At 71.6% G+C, this 17044-nt stretch carries 13 protein-coding genes; 10 read left to right on the top strand and 3 right to left on the bottom strand.

Annotated features, from left to right (window positions below):
* Nucleotides 1-57: 57 nt before the first annotated feature.
* The 3 genes from ACFVHO_RS27550 (at nucleotide 58) to ACFVHO_RS27560 (ending at nucleotide 5130) form a co-directional block, all read left to right on the top strand.
* The gene (locus ACFVHO_RS27550; RefSeq protein WP_385720006.1) at nucleotides 58-3021 is read left to right on the top strand and encodes an FAD-binding and (Fe-S)-binding domain-containing protein; all 2964 of its coding nucleotides are present in this window, start codon (nucleotides 58-60) and stop codon (nucleotides 3019-3021) included.
* 224 nt (nucleotides 3022-3245) lie between these two features.
* Nucleotides 3246-3539 carry a hypothetical protein gene (locus tag ACFVHO_RS27555; RefSeq protein ID WP_385720009.1) on the top strand — a complete coding sequence of 98 codons (294 nt, stop codon included), beginning with the start codon at nucleotides 3246-3248 and terminating at the stop codon, nucleotides 3537-3539.
* 118 nt (nucleotides 3540-3657) lie between these two features.
* Nucleotides 3658-5130: a Gfo/Idh/MocA family protein gene (locus ACFVHO_RS27560; protein ID WP_385720012.1), complete on the top strand. Its 1473-nt coding sequence runs from the start codon at nucleotides 3658-3660 to the stop codon at nucleotides 5128-5130.
* Between the two features lie 61 nt (nucleotides 5131-5191).
* Here the strand turns inward: ACFVHO_RS27560 and ACFVHO_RS27565 are convergent, their stop codons facing one another.
* Complete coding sequence (locus tag ACFVHO_RS27565; protein WP_385720016.1) at nucleotides 5192-5962, bottom strand: L,D-transpeptidase family protein; 771 nt, start codon at nucleotides 5960-5962, stop codon at nucleotides 5192-5194.
* A 160-nt stretch (nucleotides 5963-6122) separates the two neighbouring features.
* On the opposite strand from ACFVHO_RS27565, the gene ACFVHO_RS27570 reads away from it, so the two are divergent.
* The 5 genes from ACFVHO_RS27570 (at nucleotide 6123) to dctA (ending at nucleotide 13646) form a co-directional block, all read left to right on the top strand.
* On the top strand, nucleotides 6123-8123 hold the full coding sequence (locus ACFVHO_RS27570; RefSeq protein WP_385720019.1) for an ABC transporter transmembrane domain-containing protein: 2001 nt from the start codon (nucleotides 6123-6125) through the stop codon (nucleotides 8121-8123).
* Complete coding sequence (locus ACFVHO_RS27575) at nucleotides 8120-9901, top strand: ABC transporter ATP-binding protein (RefSeq protein WP_385720022.1); 1782 nt, start codon at nucleotides 8120-8122, stop codon at nucleotides 9899-9901. Before ACFVHO_RS27570 ends, ACFVHO_RS27575 begins: the two co-directional genes overlap by 4 nt.
* A 55-nt stretch (nucleotides 9902-9956) precedes the next feature.
* Complete coding sequence (locus tag ACFVHO_RS27580) at nucleotides 9957-10865, top strand: LysR family transcriptional regulator (protein WP_385720025.1); 909 nt, start codon at nucleotides 9957-9959, stop codon at nucleotides 10863-10865.
* Nucleotides 10866-10995: 130 nt separating this feature from the next.
* Nucleotides 10996-12081 (top strand): tartrate dehydrogenase, encoded by a 1086-nt coding sequence (locus tag ACFVHO_RS27585; RefSeq protein ID WP_385720028.1) that lies wholly within the window; start codon nucleotides 10996-10998, stop codon nucleotides 12079-12081.
* 161 nt (nucleotides 12082-12242) lie between these two features.
* Entirely contained in the window at nucleotides 12243-13646 is a 1404-nt protein-coding gene (gene dctA / locus ACFVHO_RS27590) for a C4-dicarboxylate transporter DctA (RefSeq protein ID WP_385720031.1), read from the top strand.
* 96 nt (nucleotides 13647-13742) lie between these two features.
* Here the strand turns inward: dctA and ACFVHO_RS27595 are convergent, their stop codons facing one another.
* On the bottom strand, nucleotides 13743-13988 hold the full coding sequence (locus ACFVHO_RS27595) for a chaplin (protein WP_385720034.1): 246 nt from the start codon (nucleotides 13986-13988) through the stop codon (nucleotides 13743-13745).
* Nucleotides 13989-14264: 276 nt separating this feature from the next.
* On the opposite strand from ACFVHO_RS27595, the gene ACFVHO_RS27600 reads away from it, so the two are divergent.
* Nucleotides 14265-15545, top strand: coding sequence for an MFS transporter (locus ACFVHO_RS27600; protein WP_385720036.1), 1281 nt, complete (start codon nucleotides 14265-14267; stop codon nucleotides 15543-15545).
* Nucleotides 15539-16153, top strand: a complete 615-nt coding sequence (locus ACFVHO_RS27605; RefSeq protein WP_385720038.1) for an FMN-binding negative transcriptional regulator — start codon at nucleotides 15539-15541, stop codon at nucleotides 16151-16153. The genes ACFVHO_RS27600 and ACFVHO_RS27605 overlap by 7 nt, the downstream gene beginning before the upstream one ends.
* Before the next feature lie 83 nt (nucleotides 16154-16236).
* Here ACFVHO_RS27605 and ACFVHO_RS27610 read toward each other — a convergent pair whose 3' ends face one another.
* Entirely contained in the window at nucleotides 16237-17031 is a 795-nt protein-coding gene (locus ACFVHO_RS27610) for a metal-dependent hydrolase (protein ID WP_385720041.1), read from the bottom strand.
* Nucleotides 17032-17044: the final 13 nt, after the last annotated feature.

Consider the following 17044-nt stretch of genomic DNA (forward strand, 5'->3'; position numbering starts at 1 on the left):
ACCGCGGCGGGACCGCGAGGAACCGCAGCCGATCCGCCGATCTGCCGAGGAGAGGCCATGCCCCTGCTGGAGCCCGACCCCGACGCACTGCGCCCCGCCCCGGACGGCCGCGCGCCGTCCCCCGACCGGGTCCCGGACGGCCGCGCCGGTGGCACCCCCGAGCCGCTGCGCGCCGACCTGTCCGCGATCCTCGGCGCCGACAAGGTCCTCACGAAGGTGTCGGACCTGGTCCGGTACGCGTCCGACGCGAGCCCCTACCGCTTCGTGCCGCAGGTCGTGGTCGTCGCCGAGGACATCGACGACGTCTCGGCCGTCCTGTCGTACGCGCACGGCCGGGGCCGCGAGGTCGTCTTCCGCGCGGCCGGGACCTCCCTCAACGGCCAGGCGCAGGGCGAGGACATCCTCGTGGACGTACGCAAGCACTGGGTGGGCGTCGAGGTCGTCGGGGACGGCACGCGCGCGCGGATCGGTCCCGGCACGACGATCGCGCGCGCCAACGCCACCCTCGCCCGGCACGGGCGGGTGCTCGGCCCGGACCCGGCGAGCGCCATCGCCTGCACCGTCGGCGGCGTCGTCGCGAACAACGCCTCGGGGATGACGGCGGGCACCACCCGCAACTCCTACCGCACAGTGGCGTCCCTGACGTTCGTGCTGCCCTCGGGCACGGTCGTCGACACCGCGGAGCCGGACGCCGACGACCGGCTCGCGCACGCCGAGCCCGCCCTGTGTGCGGGACTGCTCGCCATCAAGCGCGAGATCGAGGCGGACCCGGAGCTGACGGCCCGCATCCGCGCGAAGTACGAGATCAAGAACACGAACGGGTACCGCCTGGACGCGTTCCTCGACGGCACCACGCCCGTGGAGATCCTGCGCGGCCTGATGGTCGGCTCCGAGGGCACGTTCGGCTTCATCTCCGAAGTCGTCTTCGACACGCTGCCCCTGGACCGGCGCGTGTCGACCGCGCTGCTCTTCTTCCCCTCCCTGCCCGCCGCCGCGGCCGCCGTGCCGCGCTTCAACGAGGCGGGCGCCCTCGCCGTGGAACTCATGGACGGCAACACCCTGCGCGCGTCCGTCAGCGTCCAGGGAGTCCCGGCCGACTGGGCGCGGCTGCCGAAGGACACCGCCGCGCTCCTGGTGGAGTTCCGCGCACCGGACGAGGCCCGCCAGGAGGCGTACGAGGAGGCGGCCGCACAGGTTCTCGGCGACCTCACGCTCGTGGCGCCGGTCGCCTCCGTGACGAACGGCTTCACACGTGACGCGAAGACGATCGCGGGCTACTGGAAGGCCCGCAAGGCGTTCGTGACAGCCGTCGGCGGCTCCCGTCCGGCGGGCACGACACTGATCACCGAAGACTTCGCCGTACCCCCTTCGCGCCTCGCGGACGCCTGCCAGAGCCTGCTGGAGCTCCAGACGCGGCACGGCTTCGACGCGGCCGTCGCCGGGCACGCCGCGCACGGCAACCTGCACTTCCTGCTCGCCTTCGACGCGGGCAGGCCCGCCGACGTGGAGCGCTACGCCGCGTTCATGGACGAGTTCTGCCGCCTCACCGTCGAGCGGTTCGACGGCTCGCTCAAGGCCGAGCACGCCACGGGCCGCAACATCGCGCCGTTCCTGGAGCTCGAATGGGGCCCGAAGGCGACGGAGCTGATGTGGCGCACGAAGCGCGTCATCGACCCGGACGGCGTGCTCGCGCCCCGCGTCGTCCTCGACCGCGACCCGCGCGCCCATCTGCGCGGCCTCAAGACGATCCCGAAGATCGAGCTGCTCGCCGACCCGTGCATCGAGTGCGGCTTCTGCGAACCGACCTGCCCCAGCGAGGACCTGACGACCACCCCGCGCCAACGCATCGTGCTGCGCCGCGAGATGCTGCGCCAGCCGTCGGGCTCACCGGTCGAGGACGGCCTCGTGGAGGCGTACGGATACGACGCCGTGGACACCTGCGCGGGCGACTCGACGTGCAAGCTGGCCTGCCCGGTCGGCATCGACACGGGCGCCCTGATGAAGGACTTCCGGCACACCCGGCACTCGCCGCGCGAGGAGAGGGCGGCGGCGCTGGCCGCGCGGAACTTCAAGGTGGTCGAGGCGTCGGCCCGGCTCGCGGTGGCCGCGGCCGACCGGATCGGCGCCCGTGTCGGCGGCGGCCGGGGCGACCGGCTCCTGAGCGCCGTCACCCGCTCCGCCCGCAGGGCCGTCCGCCCCGACCTGGTCCCCGAATGGCTGCCGGAGATCCCCGGAGCGGCCCCTGCCCGGCTCCCGCACACCGCGCGCGTGGGCGCGGCCGCCGTCTACTACCCGGCGTGCGTGAACCGCATCTTCGCCAGCCCCGGCGAGATCCCCCTCGCGCAGGCCGTCGTCGCCGTCTCGGCCCGCGCGGGCAAGCCGGTGTGGATCCCGGACGACGTCGCCGGGACGTGCTGCGCCACGATCTGGCACTCCAAGGGGTACGAGGCGGGGAACCGCGTGATGGCCAACCGCATCGTGGAGGCCGCCTGGGGCTGGACGGCGGGCGGCGCGCTGCCCCTGGTCGTGGACGCCTCGTCCTGCACGCTCAGCATCGCACACGAGGTCGTGCCGTACCTCACGCCCGACAACCGTCGGCTGCACAGGGAGCTGACGGTCCTCGACTCCGTCGTGTGGGCCGCCGACGACCTCCTCCCCCACCTGACCGTCCACCGCACCGCGCCCTCCGCCGTCCTCCACCCCACCTGCTCCATGCGCCACTTGGGCGACGAGGCGCAGCTGGCCGCCGTCGCCGAGGCCTGCGCCGACGAGGTCGTGGTCCCGGACGACGCGGGCTGCTGCGCCTTCGCGGGCGACCGGGGCATGCTCCACAAGGAGCTCACCGAGTCGGCCACGCACCGGGAGGCCGCGGAGGTGACGTCCCGTCACTTCGACGCCCACCTCTCGGCGAACCGCCTGTGCGAGGTGGGCATGCAGCACGCGACGGGCCGGGAGTACGGGTCGGTGCTGCAGGAGCTGGAGCGCGCCACGCGGCCCACCGACCCATCGGACAGGCCCTAGCCTCCCTTCCGCCCGCCGGGCAATCCCTCGAACGGCCCTGGTGCGGCGCACGCCGGGTGGCAGTCGGATCACCCCGGGGCGCGGATCCCTCCGGCACGCCTCGGCTCCCTCCGCCCGGCCCCCCGCCAGGCGTCGACGCGCCGTCAGCGGTCGGGTAGGCATGAAGGGCATCGCACCGTCCGGAGCGATCGCCGTACGCAGTGAGCGACCAGTGGGGGGACCACATGGCCATCATCGTCACCTTCGAGATTCCTGGCGTCGGGCAGGAGCTCTACGACGCCTGCATCAGCCGACTCACCGACGGCGGCGAGTTCACCTCGCTCGCCGACATCCCCGCCCCCGGACTGATCGCCCACGCGGCCGGACCGGTCGACGGCGGGTGGCGGGTCGTCGACGTGTGGGAGTCCGAGGAAGCGCTCGAGTCCTTCTCGAAGATCCTCCAGCCGATCCTCGCCGACCTGGGGCACGCCGACGGCGAGCCGCAGATCATCCCGGCGCACAACGTCGTCACCGGCTGACCGGACAGGACTCGTCGAAAAGTCCAACCCCCTGGCCACTTCGGTCTCTTGCGCCTCGACCGCCCCGCCATCAAGGTGTCTTCCGCCCATAGGTAGGCACCGCGATGACGGAGGTCCGATGCACGACGAGAACGCGACACCGGCACCCGAAGAGTCCACCGACGAGTCCACTGGCGGTCACTCCAGGCGCACGGTCCTCCGCACGGCGGGCATCGCCGGAGCAGGCCTGGGCCTCGGTGCCTTCGCGTCCGGCACCGCCCACGCCGACGCCCCCGCCCACGTCCCCGCGGGCGCCGCCGCGGGCACGGCCCAGACCCCCGCGGCGGCCCCCGCCCGCAAGGGCAAGACGATGATCGGCGTACCGTTCGAGCCCCGCTCCACGGTTCGCGTCGGCATCGTCGGCCTCGGCAACCGCGGCGGCAGCATGATCGACCTGTTCCTGGCGCTGCCGGACGTCCGCGTGGTCGCCCTGTGCGACCCGGTCAAGGACAAGACGGCCGCGGCCGCGAAGAAGGTCGTGGCCGCGGGCCAGCCGGCCCCGGCGACGTACACCAATGGCGACCACGACTACGAGAAGCTCTGCCAGCGCGGCGACATCGACTTCGTGTACGTGGCGACGCCCTGGGAGCTGCACTTCGACATGGCCAAGTCGGCGATGCTGAACGGCAAGCACGTCGGCGTGGAGTGTCCGATCGCGATGCGCCTGGACGAGCTGTGGGCGCTGGTCGACCTGTCCGAGCGGACCCGCAGACACTGTATGCAGCTGGAGAACTGCTGCTACGGCAAGAACGAGATGCGGGTCCTGCGGATGGCGCACGCGGGCAAGTTCGGCGACCTGCTGCACGGCGCGGGCGCGTACAACCACGACCTGCGCGGCCTGATGTTCGACCCCAAGTACTACGAGGGCCCGTGGCGCCGCCGGTGGCACACGCGGCTGCGCGGCGACCTCTACCCGAACCACGGCTTCGGCCCCGTCGCCAACTACATGGACGTCAACCGCGGCGACCGCGTCACGCACATATCCAGCTTCGGCACGCCCTCGCTGGGCCTCGCCGAGTACCGCAAGGAGCACATGCCGCCCGGCGACCCGAGCTGGAAGGAGACGTACATCGAGAGCGATCGCACGATCAGCCTCGTCCAGACCGCCAAGGGCCGCGTGATCCGCCTGGAGCACGACGTCTCCACGCCCCACCCCTACAGCCGCATCAACAGCCTCGGCGGCACGAGGGGCGTCTTCGAGGACTACCCGGAGCGCATCTACATCGAGCCCGACCACACGAACGACGAGTGGGGCGACTTCGGCAAGTACGCCGCCGAGTTCGACCACTGGCTGTGGAAGGAACACGCCAATCCGCCCGGCGGGCACGGCGGCATGGACTACATCATGATCTTCCGTCTGATGCAGTGCATGCGGCTCGGACTCCTTCCGGACTTCGACGTGTACGACGCGGCGACGTGGACGGCGCCGGTGCCGCTGAGCCACGCCTCGATCAAGGCGAAGGGCGCTCCGCAGGCGATCCCGGACTTCACCCGGGGGCTGTGGAAGAAGGCGCGCCCGGGGATGGACTCGGAGAAGCCCAAGGAGTCCTGAGCGCGCGGGGGTGGGCCCGGGCCCACCGGGCCCACCCCTCGTCCCAGTCTTGCCAGCTGCCTCAGCCCTGCAGGGCGGCCTTGTCCCCCATCACGACGACGGGGTGCTGCTTCGGGTCGAGCGTGCGCAGCAGATACCGCATGCCGGACTTCGACAGGCTCACGCACCCGGACGTGCCGCTGCCGTGGTCCATGTGCAGCCAGATGCTGCCGCCCTTGCGCTGTCCCTGGGGGCGCGTCGGGTCGTTGGGCGGGGTGCCCTTGACGCGGTTGTAGTCGATGGCGATGACGTGGTCGAAGTCGTGCCAGTGGGTCTTGGGCCAGTAGTGCGGGGCCTGGAAGGCGGCCGACTCGGTGTACGGGAGCCGGGCGCCGGGGTCGGCGAGGACGCCGCCCGCGTCGCTGAGCGTGAACACGCCGACGGGACTGCGCTTGTCGTTCTCGCGGTGGTCGAGGGTCCAGCCCCTTTTGCCGTTGTGCGCGGGCCAGCTGCGGGTCTTCTTCCAGGTGGGACCGGACGAGCCCGACCCGGACTTCCCCGTGCCTGACTTGCCGCCGTCCGTCTTCGTGTAGAGAACGACCGTCGCGTCCGCCGAGTTCCTGCTCTCCCCGTACACCGCCACGACCTGACGGGAGTTCTTCGGGATCTTCGCTTGGAGCCGGTCGCCCACGTCCGGAATCCGCCGCGAGCTCTCGGCCGCGCGGGCGTCCGCACGTCCCGCCTTCCGCGCCGCGCCCTCGTCCCCGTCGTCGCCCGAACCACCGCAGGACGTCAACAGAACGGAGCAGGCCGCCGCCGCGGCCGCCGTTCGCACCAGAGCAGCTATTCGCATGTCCCCCATCGTCGCACCGGGCACTCACGCCCCCCGCCGCGGACGCGCGCCGCCCCGATGGAATGGCCGACTCTTTGCCCGGCCACGGAAAATCGTTTGCTTCGCACCACCGTACGAGGCGAACCTTTCACGGTTTGTTACCTCCGCGCGCTGGGACATCATGCACATTCGCGATCTTCCGTATGCAGATCCGGGCGAACCCGATACCCGCTCCGGCCCTCGCTTCCTGCTCTGGCTCGGCCGCAACCAACTCGGCGGCCAGCTCAAGTCGCTCGGCTGGGGCCTGCTGCACTTCCTCGGCATCGCCGCGCTCCCGTACACCGTGGGGCTCGCGGTGCAGGCCGTCGTCGACCGCTCCGGCACCCGCCTCGCGATCGCGGGCGGTGTGATCCTGCTCGCCGGGCTCGCCGTCGCGGCCGGTGACACCATGCTGCACCGCACCGCCGTCACCAACTGGATCACGGCGGCCGCCCGCACCCAGCAACTGCTCGCGCGCCGCACCGCGGTGCTCGGTGCCGCGCTCACCCGGCGCGTCGCCGCCGGTGAGGTCGTGGCCGTGTCCACCGGGGACGTCGAGAAGATCGGCTGGTTCGTGGAGGCGCTGTCGCGGTTCGCGGCGGCGGCGCTCACCGTGGTCGCGGTCTGCGTGGGCCTGCTCGTCTACCAGCCCTCGCTCGGCATCGTCGTCGCCGTCGGCATCCCGGTCCTCGCGCTCGCTGTCCTGCCCCTGCTGCCCCGCGCGACACGGCGCGCGGACGTCCAGCGGGAGAAGGCCGGGCACGCCACCGAGCTGGCGTCGGACACCGTCGCGGGTCTGCGGGTGCTGCGCGGCATCGGCGGCGAGGAGCTGTTCCTGGAGCGCTACCGCCGTGCCTCGCAGGAGGTGCGGACGGCGGCGGTACGCAGCGCGCGCATGTGGGCGGTGATCTCGGCGATCCAGGTCCTGCTCCCGGGAGTGCTGCTTGTCGTGCTGCTCTGGCACGGCGTCCATCTCGCCCGGGAGGGCAGCATCACGGTGGGCGAGCTGGTCACCGTGTACAGCGCGGTGATGCTGCTCAACTATCCGCTGCGGCACTTCGAGGAGATCGCGATGGCGTACTCCTTCTCGCGGCCGTCGGCGAAGCGGGCGGCGCGGGTGCTCGGGCTCCAGCGGACGACGGAGGCGAAGGGGTCACCCTCGGCGGCCTCGAACTCCGCGTCCTCTCCGGCCGCCGAGCCCGCGTCCGCTACCGCCCCGAACTCTGTGTCCTCTCCCGCCGCCGACTCCGCGTCCTCTGACGTCCCGAACACCTCGTCCGGTACGCCCGCGAAGGTCACGTCCGACCTCGCCGTGCCCTCCGGTGACCTGCACGACCCGGCCACCGGACTCCTCGCCCCGGCCGGCCGCCTCACCGCCGTGGTCTGCGGCGACCCGGACGCGGCCGGGCGGCTCGCGGAACGGCTCGGCGGGCACCCGGCGTTCGAGGAGGCGGCGGAGCTGCCGGCCGTGCGGCTCGGCGGCGTACCGCTGGACGACCTGGCTCTGGACACCGCCCGCACCGCCGTCCTCGTCCAGGACAAGGACCCCGTCCTGCTGTCCGGAACGCTCCGCGCGCTCCTCGACGTACCGTCGTCGGGAGCCGTGAGCGCCAAGCAGGCCCTCGCCGCCGCACAGTGCGACGACGTGCTCGACGCCCTCGTCCAGGGCTCGGTCGCCGACGATCCGATGGACGCCCGCCTCACCGAGCGCGGCCGTTCCCTGTCCGGCGGCCAGCGCCAGCGCCTCGCGCTCGCCCGGTCGCTGGTCACCGACCCGGAGGCCCTGGTGCTCGACGAACCGACGTCCGCCGTCGACTCGCACACCGAGGCCCGGATCGCGGACGGCCTGCGCGACCTGCGCGCCGGCCGCACGACCGTCGTCCTCACCTCGTCGCCGCTGCTCCTGGACCGGGCCGACCATGTCGTGTTCCTCCACGACGGCGCGGTCGCCGCGGTCGGCGAGCACCGCGAACTGATCGTCGCCGAGCCCCGCTACCGGGCCGTGGTGACCCGCGAGACGGACGACGAGGCGGGCGCGGTCGACAGCGACAGCCTCACCGCTGCTGCCGCCACCAGAACCGCCACCGCCACCAGAACCACAACCGACCTCACCATCGGCATCGACATCGAGGAGCCCGCATGATCGGCCTGGCGCCGCCGGAGTACGACCCGGCCGCCCCGACCACCGCGGAGACGCTGCCCGTCGGGGCGCCCGCCACCGTACGGGCCTATGTGCGCGAACTGTTCCGGCGCCACCGGCGCGCCTTCCTGACGCTCATCGCCGTGAACACGATCGGCGTGACGTCCTCCATGGTGGGTCCGTACCTCCTCGGCGATCTCGTGGAGAGCGTCTCCGACAACGCCCGCGAGCTCCATCTGGAGCGCACCATCGGCCTGTTCGCCGTCGCGCTCCTCGTGCAGGCGTTCTTCGTGCACCAGGTGCGGCTGCGCGGGGCGATGCTCGGCGAGCGCATGCTGGCGGACCTGCGCGAGGACTTCCTGGTCCGGTCGGTCGGCCTGCCGCCGGGGGTCCTGGAACGCGCGGGCACCGGCGACCTGCTGTCCCGCATCACCACGGACATCGACCGGCTCGCCAACGCCATGCGCGAGGCCGTGCCGCAGCTCGCCATCGGCGTGGTCTGGGCGGGCCTGCTCATCGGCGGTCTCGCCGTCACCGCGCCGCCGCTCGCGCCCGCGCTGCTCCTGGCCGTGCCGCTGCTCGTGGTCGGCTGCCGCTGGTACTTCAACCGGGCGCCGTCCGCGTACCGTTCGGAGGCCGCCGGGTACGCGGCCGTCGCCGCCGCGCTCGCCGAGACCGTCGACGCGGGCCGGACCGTGGAGGCGCACCGGCTCGGGGCGCGCCGCGTCGAGCAGTCCGAACAGCGCATCAAGGAGTGGACCGCCTGGGAGCGCTACACCCTCTATCTGCGGTCGGTCCTCTTCCCCGTCATCAACGCCACCCACATCATCGTGCTCTGCTCGGTCCTGATGATCGGCGGCGTCTTCGTCCTCCAGGGCTGGATCGGCGTGGGCCAGCTGACGACGAGCGCGCTGATCGCGCAGATGCTCGTGGACCCGCTGAACATCATTCTGCGCTGGTACGACGAGATGCAGGTCGCGCACGTGTCGCTGGCCCGCCTCGTCGGCGTACGCGACATCGAGCCGGACGCGGGCGACCCCTCCGTGCGGCCGGAGGGACGTGCCGTCCACGCGGACGACGTCCACTTCGGCTACCGCGCGGGGGTGGACGTGCTCCGTGAGGTCTCCCTGGCCGTCGAGCCCGGTTCACGCGTGGCGCTGGTCGGTCCCTCCGGCGCGGGCAAGTCCACGCTGGGCCGACTGCTCGCCGGGATTTACGGTCCGCGCACCGGCCGGGTCACGCTCGGCGGCGCCGAACTGACGCGGATGCCCGCCGAGGACGTCCGCGCGCACGTGGCGCTCGTCAACCAGGAGCACCACGTCTTCGTGGGCTCGCTGCGGGACAACCTGCTGCTCGCGCGGACCGGCGCGACGGACGCCGAACTGTGGGCGGCCCTGGGCGCCGTCGACGCGGGCGACTGGGCGCGCGGCCTGGACGACGGCCTCGACACGGAGGTCGGTTCGGGCGGCTCCGGGCTCACCCCCGCGCAGGCGCAGCAGATCGCACTGGCCCGCCTGGTCCTGGCCGACCCGCACACGCTGGTCCTGGACGAGGCGACCTCGCTCCTGGACCCGCGCGCGGCCCGCCACCTGGAGCGCTCCCTGGCCCGCGTCCTCGACGGCCGCACGGTCGTCGCCATCGCCCACCGGCTGCACACCGCCCACGACGCGGACGTCATCGCCGTGGTCGAGAACGGTCGCATCAGCGAACTCGGCAGCCATGACGAGCTGGTGCGGGCGGAGGGGGCGTACGCGGCGTTGTGGAGGTCCTGGCACGGGTGAGACGTGGCGCTGGGGCGCGCCGGAGGTCCGGCGTGCCCCAGGCAGGATGGCGGTCATGGACATCCGGCAGCTTGAGTACTTCCTCGCGATCGTCGATCACGGAGGCTTCAACCGGGCGGCGAACGCCCTGTACGTCTCGCAGCCCGCGCTCTCCCAGTCCGTGCGGGCGCTGGAACGGGACCTGGGCGGCACCCTGTTCCACCGGATCGGCCGCCGTGCGGTGCTCACCGAAGCCGGGACGGCGTTGATCGAACCGGCCCGGGCCGCCGTGCGCGGCCTGGAGACGGCCCGGGCCAGCGTCGCGGCCGTGCACGAGCTGCGCGAAGGCAGGCTGGACATCGCCGCCATGCCCTCCCAGGCGGTCGAGCCGCTGACCACGATGGTCCGTGCGTTCAGCGGCCCCTACCCCGGCGTGTCGGTGTGTGTCCGGGCCGCCTTCACCTCCCGCGACGTCGTTGACATGGTGCGCACCGGCGCCGCCGAGCTGGGTCTCCTCGCCACGTCGGAGCCGCTGCCCGACAAGGAAGTGGTGTCCCATGCCGCCGGGGAACAGCGATTCGTCCTGGTCACGCCGCCCGACGGACCGTTTCCGGCCGGCCGGTCGATCGCCTGCGAGGAGCTGTCCGGGCAGCGGCTGATCGTCGGGCAGCGGGGCACGGGGATGCGCGCGTACGTCGACGGCCTGCGCGAGCGCGGCATCGACATCACCGTCGCGGCGGAGACCGAGCACCGGGTGGCGATCCTTCCGCTGGTCCTCGCCGGTGTGGGGCTCGCCGTGGTCACCGAGTCCTGGCGCACCATGGCCGAGCGGGCCGGGGCGCTGGTCATGGACATCGAGCCGAAGACGACCCTGCGGATCGCCCTGGTCAGCCGTCGCACGGGGCTGTCCCCGGCCGCCCGCACCTTCGTGACCTGCGCGCTGGGGGCCATGGAGAAGACGGGGGCCATTGACGGGGGCCATTAAGGACGCGGGGCACGCCCAGAACGGCTCGTGCTGAGCAAACCCACAGGTCAGACTCTGATAAGTCGGCCTTATGTGCGAGATCGGCAGAGCGACTTGGACGGTCCGTCGGCCTGGTTGCTGCAATCGGCGCATGACCCGCCATCACCCCAAGACCCGCCATCGCGTCGCGCTCATCCCCGGCGACGGCATCGGCGCCGAAGTCCTGCCGCCCGCCCAGCAGGTCCTTGACGCCGTCGGCGCCCGCCACGGCATCGGCTTCTCGTACACCTCGTACGACTGGTCCTGTGAGCGGTACCTCCGCGAGGGCGCGATGATGCCCTCCGACGGCCTCGACCAGCTCCGCGACAAGGACGCGATCCTGCTCGGCGCCGTGGGCTACCCGGGCGTGCCCGACCATGTCTCCCTGTGGGGGCTGCTGATCCCGATCCGGCGCGGCTTCCGCCAGTACGTCAACCTGCGGCCGATCCGCGTCTTCGAAGGAGTCGAAAGCCCCCTGCGCGCGGCTTCCGCCGGTGGTGTCGACGGTGGGGTGGAGTTCGTCGTCGTACGCGAGAACGTGGAGGGCGAGTACAGCGAGATCGGCGGCCGCCTGAACCGGGGGACGCCCGAGGAACTGGCCGTCCAGGAAGCGGTCTTCACGCGTGCCGGCGTGACCCGGGTCCTCGATTTCGCCTTCGGCCTCGCCGCACGGCGCGGCGGGACGCTGACGTCGGCCACCAAGTCCAACGGCATCGTGCACACCATGCCGTTCTGGGACGAGCTCGTCGCCGAGCGTGCCGCCACTCACCCGCAGGTCCCGTGGGACCAGGAGCACATCGACGCGCTGGCGGCGAAGTTCGTCCTCGACCCGGCCCGCTTCGACGTGGTCGTCGCCTCGAACCTGTTCGGTGACATCCTCAGCGACCTCGCCGCCGCCGTCGCCGGGTCCATCGGCATCGCCCCGGCCGCGAACCTCAACCCCGAGCGCGACTTCCCCTCGATGTTCGAGCCGGTGCACGGCTCCGCACCCGACATCGCGGGCCGCGGCATCGCCAACCCGCTCGGCGCGATCTGGTCGGCCGCCATGATGCTCGACCACCTGGGGCACCCCGAGGCGGCCAAGGACGTCACCGACGCCATCGCCGCGGTCCTCGCCAAGACCGATGTCCGCACCCCGGACCTCGGCGGCGGCGCGACGACCGCCGAGTTCACCGACAAGCTCCTCGAACTGCTCTGACGGCCCGGCCCACCCGGTCGTCGATCCACCTGGCCGTCCAACTGTCCGGCCCTGTCCGGCCGTCGAACCGCTCCGACGGCCCGGCCGCGCCCACGTTCCCTGTCCCGCGTTCCCTTCCCGCGTTCCGCGTTCCTCGACGAGGAGAGACGAGGAGAACCACCATGGCAGCGCCCGCGTCCCCCGGCTCCTCCCCCGCCACCGCGCCCGCCCCTGATCGCCCACCGTCCAAGCCCTGGTACAAGCAGCTCTACTTCTGGGTCCTGACCGCGATCGTCTGCGGCATCCTGACGGGCTGGCTCTGGCCGGACATCGGGGTCGGCCTGGAGCCGGTGGGCACCACTTTCGTGTCCGCCATCAAGATGCTCATCGCGCCGATCGTCTTCCTGACCATCGTGGGCGGCATCGGCGGAGTCGACAGCCTGCGCCGCGTCGGCAGGGTCGGGCTCAAGTCCCTCGCCTGCTTCCAGGCGGGCACGCTGGTGGCCCTGGCTCTCGGTCTGCTCGCGGTGAACGTCTTCCGGCCCGGCGCCGGAGTCCACGCCGACCCCGGCGAACTGCGCCTGGCCGGGGACGCCGCCCAGTACGTCAAGGACGGCGAGGGCCAGAGCTGGTGGCACTTCCTGACCGACGTGGTGCCCTCCAGCGCCGTCGGCGCCTTCGCCGAGGGCAACATCCTGCAGGTCATCTTCTTCTCGGTGCTCTTCGGCATCGCGCTCAAGGCCGTGGGACCGACCGGAGCCCCGATCGTCGAGGGCATCAACCGGCTGAGCACCGTCGTGTTCAAGATCCTGCACTACGTCATGCTGGCGGCCCCCGTCGGCGCCTTCGGAGCGATGGCCTTCACCATCGGCAAGTACGGCATCTCGACCCTGACCAGCCTCGGCCGCCTCATCGGCCTGTTCTACGGGACCTCGCTCTTCTTCGTCGTCGTGGTCCTCGGCGGCGTCCTCGCACTCCTGCGGATCAGCATCTTCCGACTGCTGCACTACCTGCGCGAGGAGTTCCTCATCGTCCTCGGCACGTCCTCCTCCGAGAGCGTGCTGCCCCGCCTGATGACCAAGCTCACGGGGCTCGGGGTACGCCGCGACATCGTCGGCCTGACAGTGCCGACGGGCTACTCCTTCAACCTCGACGGCAGCTCCATCTATCTGTCCCTGGCGGCCGTCTACATCGCCCAGGCCACGGACACCCCGCTGTCCCTCGGACAGCAACTCGGCCTGCTCGCCGTCATGATCCTCACGTCCAAGGGCTCGGGCGGCGTCACCGGCGCCGGGTTCATCGCCCTCGCCGCGACGCTGTCCAGCGTCGGCACGGTGCCCGCGGCCGGCATCATGCTCATCTTCGGCATCGACAAGTTCATGTCCGAGTGCCGCGCCCTGACGAACCTCGCCGGCAACAGCGTCGCCACTCTCATCGTGGCCCGCTGGGAAGGCGCCCTCGACACCGCGCGCGTCAACCGGGTCCTGCGCACCGGGGCTCCCGAACCACCTCCGGAGCCGGAACCGGAGTCCGCCCCGCCCTCGGGGCACGACACCGGATCGCCACCGGCACTGGTCAAGACCTGACCCCGGTCACACATGCGAGCACGCCGCCGGAAGGGAAGGTCGGCGGCGTGCTCACTCATACCGTGTCGAGCCGGCAGGCTCCGGTGATGTATCCGGTCAGTCGTTGACGCAGGTGTTGCCGAAGGCCGGGTTGAGCAGGCCGATGATGTCGATCGAGTTGCCGCACACGTTGACCGGGACGTGGACCGGGACCTGGATGACGTTGCCCGAGATCACACCGGGGGAGTTCTGGGCAACGCCCGCGGCGTCGGAGTCGGCGGACGCGAGACCGGCGCCGCCCAGCACGAGCGCACCGGCGCCCAGCACCACAACAGCCATCTTCTTCATCTTCATCGCGGACATGTCGTTCTCCTTAGGTGAGTTGCAAGGGAGGGCGTTCGACAAGGCACACACGGCATCACGCACAGGGAGCACCCCTGCCGACCGCACGAGTTGATCAACGCTCTTCCCGGCGCCCGGACACGGCCTCTCCCGCAGTTCCGCCGTCGGGTGCGAGAAACCGGCGGACCCTGCCCGGGTCGGGCTCGCCGCGACTCGATGTGCCGAGACCGGCGGGCGGCGCACGGCCTGCAACTTCGCACCCGTGACGGTGTGTACGACCGCTGTTAGCCTGCGCTCATGATCAAGGGGAGATCGTCGCGCCGAATACGTCACATGGCGGGGAACAACAGGTCAGAGCGCGTACTGATCCTGGCCAGCTTCGTGAATCGAGTCGGCAACGGGCTCTTCAACGCGGTGGCGGCGCTCTACTTCACCCTGATCGTGGATCTCCCGGCCGTGCAGGTGGGTGCCGCCCTCACTGTCGCCGGCCTCATCGGCCTCCTCGCGGGGATACCGGGCGGCCACCTGGCCGATCGACGCGGGCCGCGCACGATCATGATGCTCGCCCTGATGGTTCAGGCGCTGGCCATGTCCGCTCTCGTGCTTGTCGAGAGCTGGGCCGCCCTCGCGATCATCGCCACCGTCGACCAGCTCGCCGCGGCCGTCGGCGGCGCGGCCTGGGGAGCCCTGGTCGTCCGGGTCGGCACCGACCGCCCAGCACTGTTCAGGGCGAAGCTCCGCACGTACGTCAACCTGGGCGTCGTCCTGGGAACCGTGGGCGCCGGATTCGCGGTGACAGTGAACACGCGCGCCGCCTACATCGCGCTGATCCTGGGCAACGCCGCCAGCTTCGCCCTCTGCGCCCTCCTCCTGTTCCTGCTTCCCCAATACAAGGCTTTGTCATCACCGCCTCTCCAGCGCCGCTGGATCGCTCTCGCCGACCGTCCGTTCGTGACCTTCACCGCGCTCTACGGGGCGATGGGACTGCAATACACAGTGGTGTCCCTGATCCTGCCGATCTGGATCGCGGAGCACACGGACGCACCGCGCTGGACCGTGGCCGCGGTATCCGCGTTCAATTCCGCTGTCTGCGTCCTCTTGCAGACCAGGATCGGATCCCGCATCGAAACCCCTCGCGACGGCGGCAGGGCGTTCCGCACGGCAGGACTGCTCTTCCTCCTCAGCTGCCCGATGATGGCGCTCACCGCGTACGCCCCTGTCTGGGCTGCCGTCGGCCTCGCGGTCGCGGCGATCTTCGTCCACAGCCTCGGGGAGATCTGGGAGTCCTCGGCCGGCTTCGCCCTCGGCTTCGGCCTGGCGCCGGACCACGCCCAGGGCCAGTACCAAGGGCTCCTCGGGCTCGGCTTCAGCGCGGGCCAGGCGCTCGCCCCCGCCATCCTCACCACCGTCGTACTCGGCCTCGGCACGGTCGGCTGGCTGCTCCTCGGCGCGTTCTTCGCCGCCGCGGGCGCCTGCGGCCCACCGCTTGAACGCTGGGGCACACGAACCCGAACACACCAGGAAGCCACAGCCGCGAAACCCGACGGAGAACGAGACGAGGCGGAAGCCGCATGCTGATACGCCCACACGATCGCGGCCGCCGCGAGGAGTCACTGGAATTCGCACGCAGTCACGGATTCGGTCAGCTCATCGCCGCCGGGCGCAACCGCGATTTCCCCGTAGCGGTACCCACGCAGTTCATCCTGCCCCACAGCGAGACGGTCCTGCTGCACCTGGCCTCGGGAAATCCCGTCTTCGCCGCAGTACGCGAGAATCCCGCCGTCCTGCTGAGCGTCGTGGGCGACTGGACATACATTCCGGGCGCCTGGAAGGCGATCAACGACGAGGATCCCGCACGAGGAATTCCCACGGTCTACTACGCGGCTGTGCAACTGCGATGCACAGCCGAGGTCCTGGAGACCCCGGAGGAGAAGCTCGATGTGCTGCGGCAGCAGCTCCAGGAGCTGGAGCCGGAGAGCGGCATCGCGGACCCCTCGGTCCACGAGCACCGTCTCCGAGAGATCCGCGCCCTGCGGCTGACCATCGGCGAGGTCACCGGCAAATTCAAGTTCGGGGGCAATGTGGACGAGGCGCACCGCTCCGCAGTCGCCACCCGCCTGCTGACCCGCGACGAGCCACGGGATGCAGCCGCACGGGAACACCTGCTGCGCAGATCGGGCGGCTGAGCCCTGCTACCCGGCCGGGTACGACCCGCCACCCGGCCGGGGACAACCCGCCGCCCCTCCGTCGCAGCCAGGCGCTCCCCGACTCAGATGACGTTGAGCGCCACCACGCCGCCCACTCCGCCGAGCAGCATGAACACCGGCATCAGCACCTTCAGCTCGATCCAGCTCCCAGCCCGGAACCGCATCATCCGCGGCGGTCCGATCGGGTACCAGCGCTTGCGGCCGATCGGGATGGGCCACAGGATCGGGCAGCCGGAGACGGTCAGCGCGTCCCCGATGTCGTGCACCAGCGCACCGAGCACGACCGGCAGCCCCAGCCACAGGTACTCCTGGCCCGGCGCCGTGAACAGCCAGTCCGAACCGTTGCCCGGCTTGTCCAGGACCCCCGCCATGATCCACGCACTGGCCGCGGCCAGGAGCCACACCAGGACATCGCTGCTCGACCCGCGCGCGGCCCGCCACAGCAGGCCCTCGATGGCGAGCACCATGTGCACGAAGAGGAGCGCGAGCACCGCCCAGCGCCCCCCAGTCACCGCGAGCACCGACGAGCCCGCGCCGATCAGCACCGCCCAGACCCAGGTGTGCGTGAGCGTCCGGTGGCCGCCGGAGCGGCGCGGGTCTCCCGGCTTCCGGGTCGACCGGTAGACGGCGTAGGAGAGCTTGTCGACGATCTCGCACAGGCCGCGCGAGACCGGCCCGAAGGCGCGCGAGATGGTCGCCGACTTGTGGTCGAGGTCGGGCGCGAGCGCGGCCCCGGCGCAGATCAGGGCTCCCACCACCAGGACCGGCCAGGGCATCGAGTGCCCCGCGGCCGCCGCGGCGGCGCCGACGCCCAGCCAGGCCGCCGCCCCCGACAGTGAGTGTGCCGGTCCCATCATCGCTGCTCCCCGC

Origin of the sequence: Streptomyces sp. NPDC127108, assembly GCF_042677545.1 — a bacterium.
Taxonomy (GTDB): Bacteria; Actinomycetota; Actinomycetes; order Streptomycetales; family Streptomycetaceae; genus Streptomyces.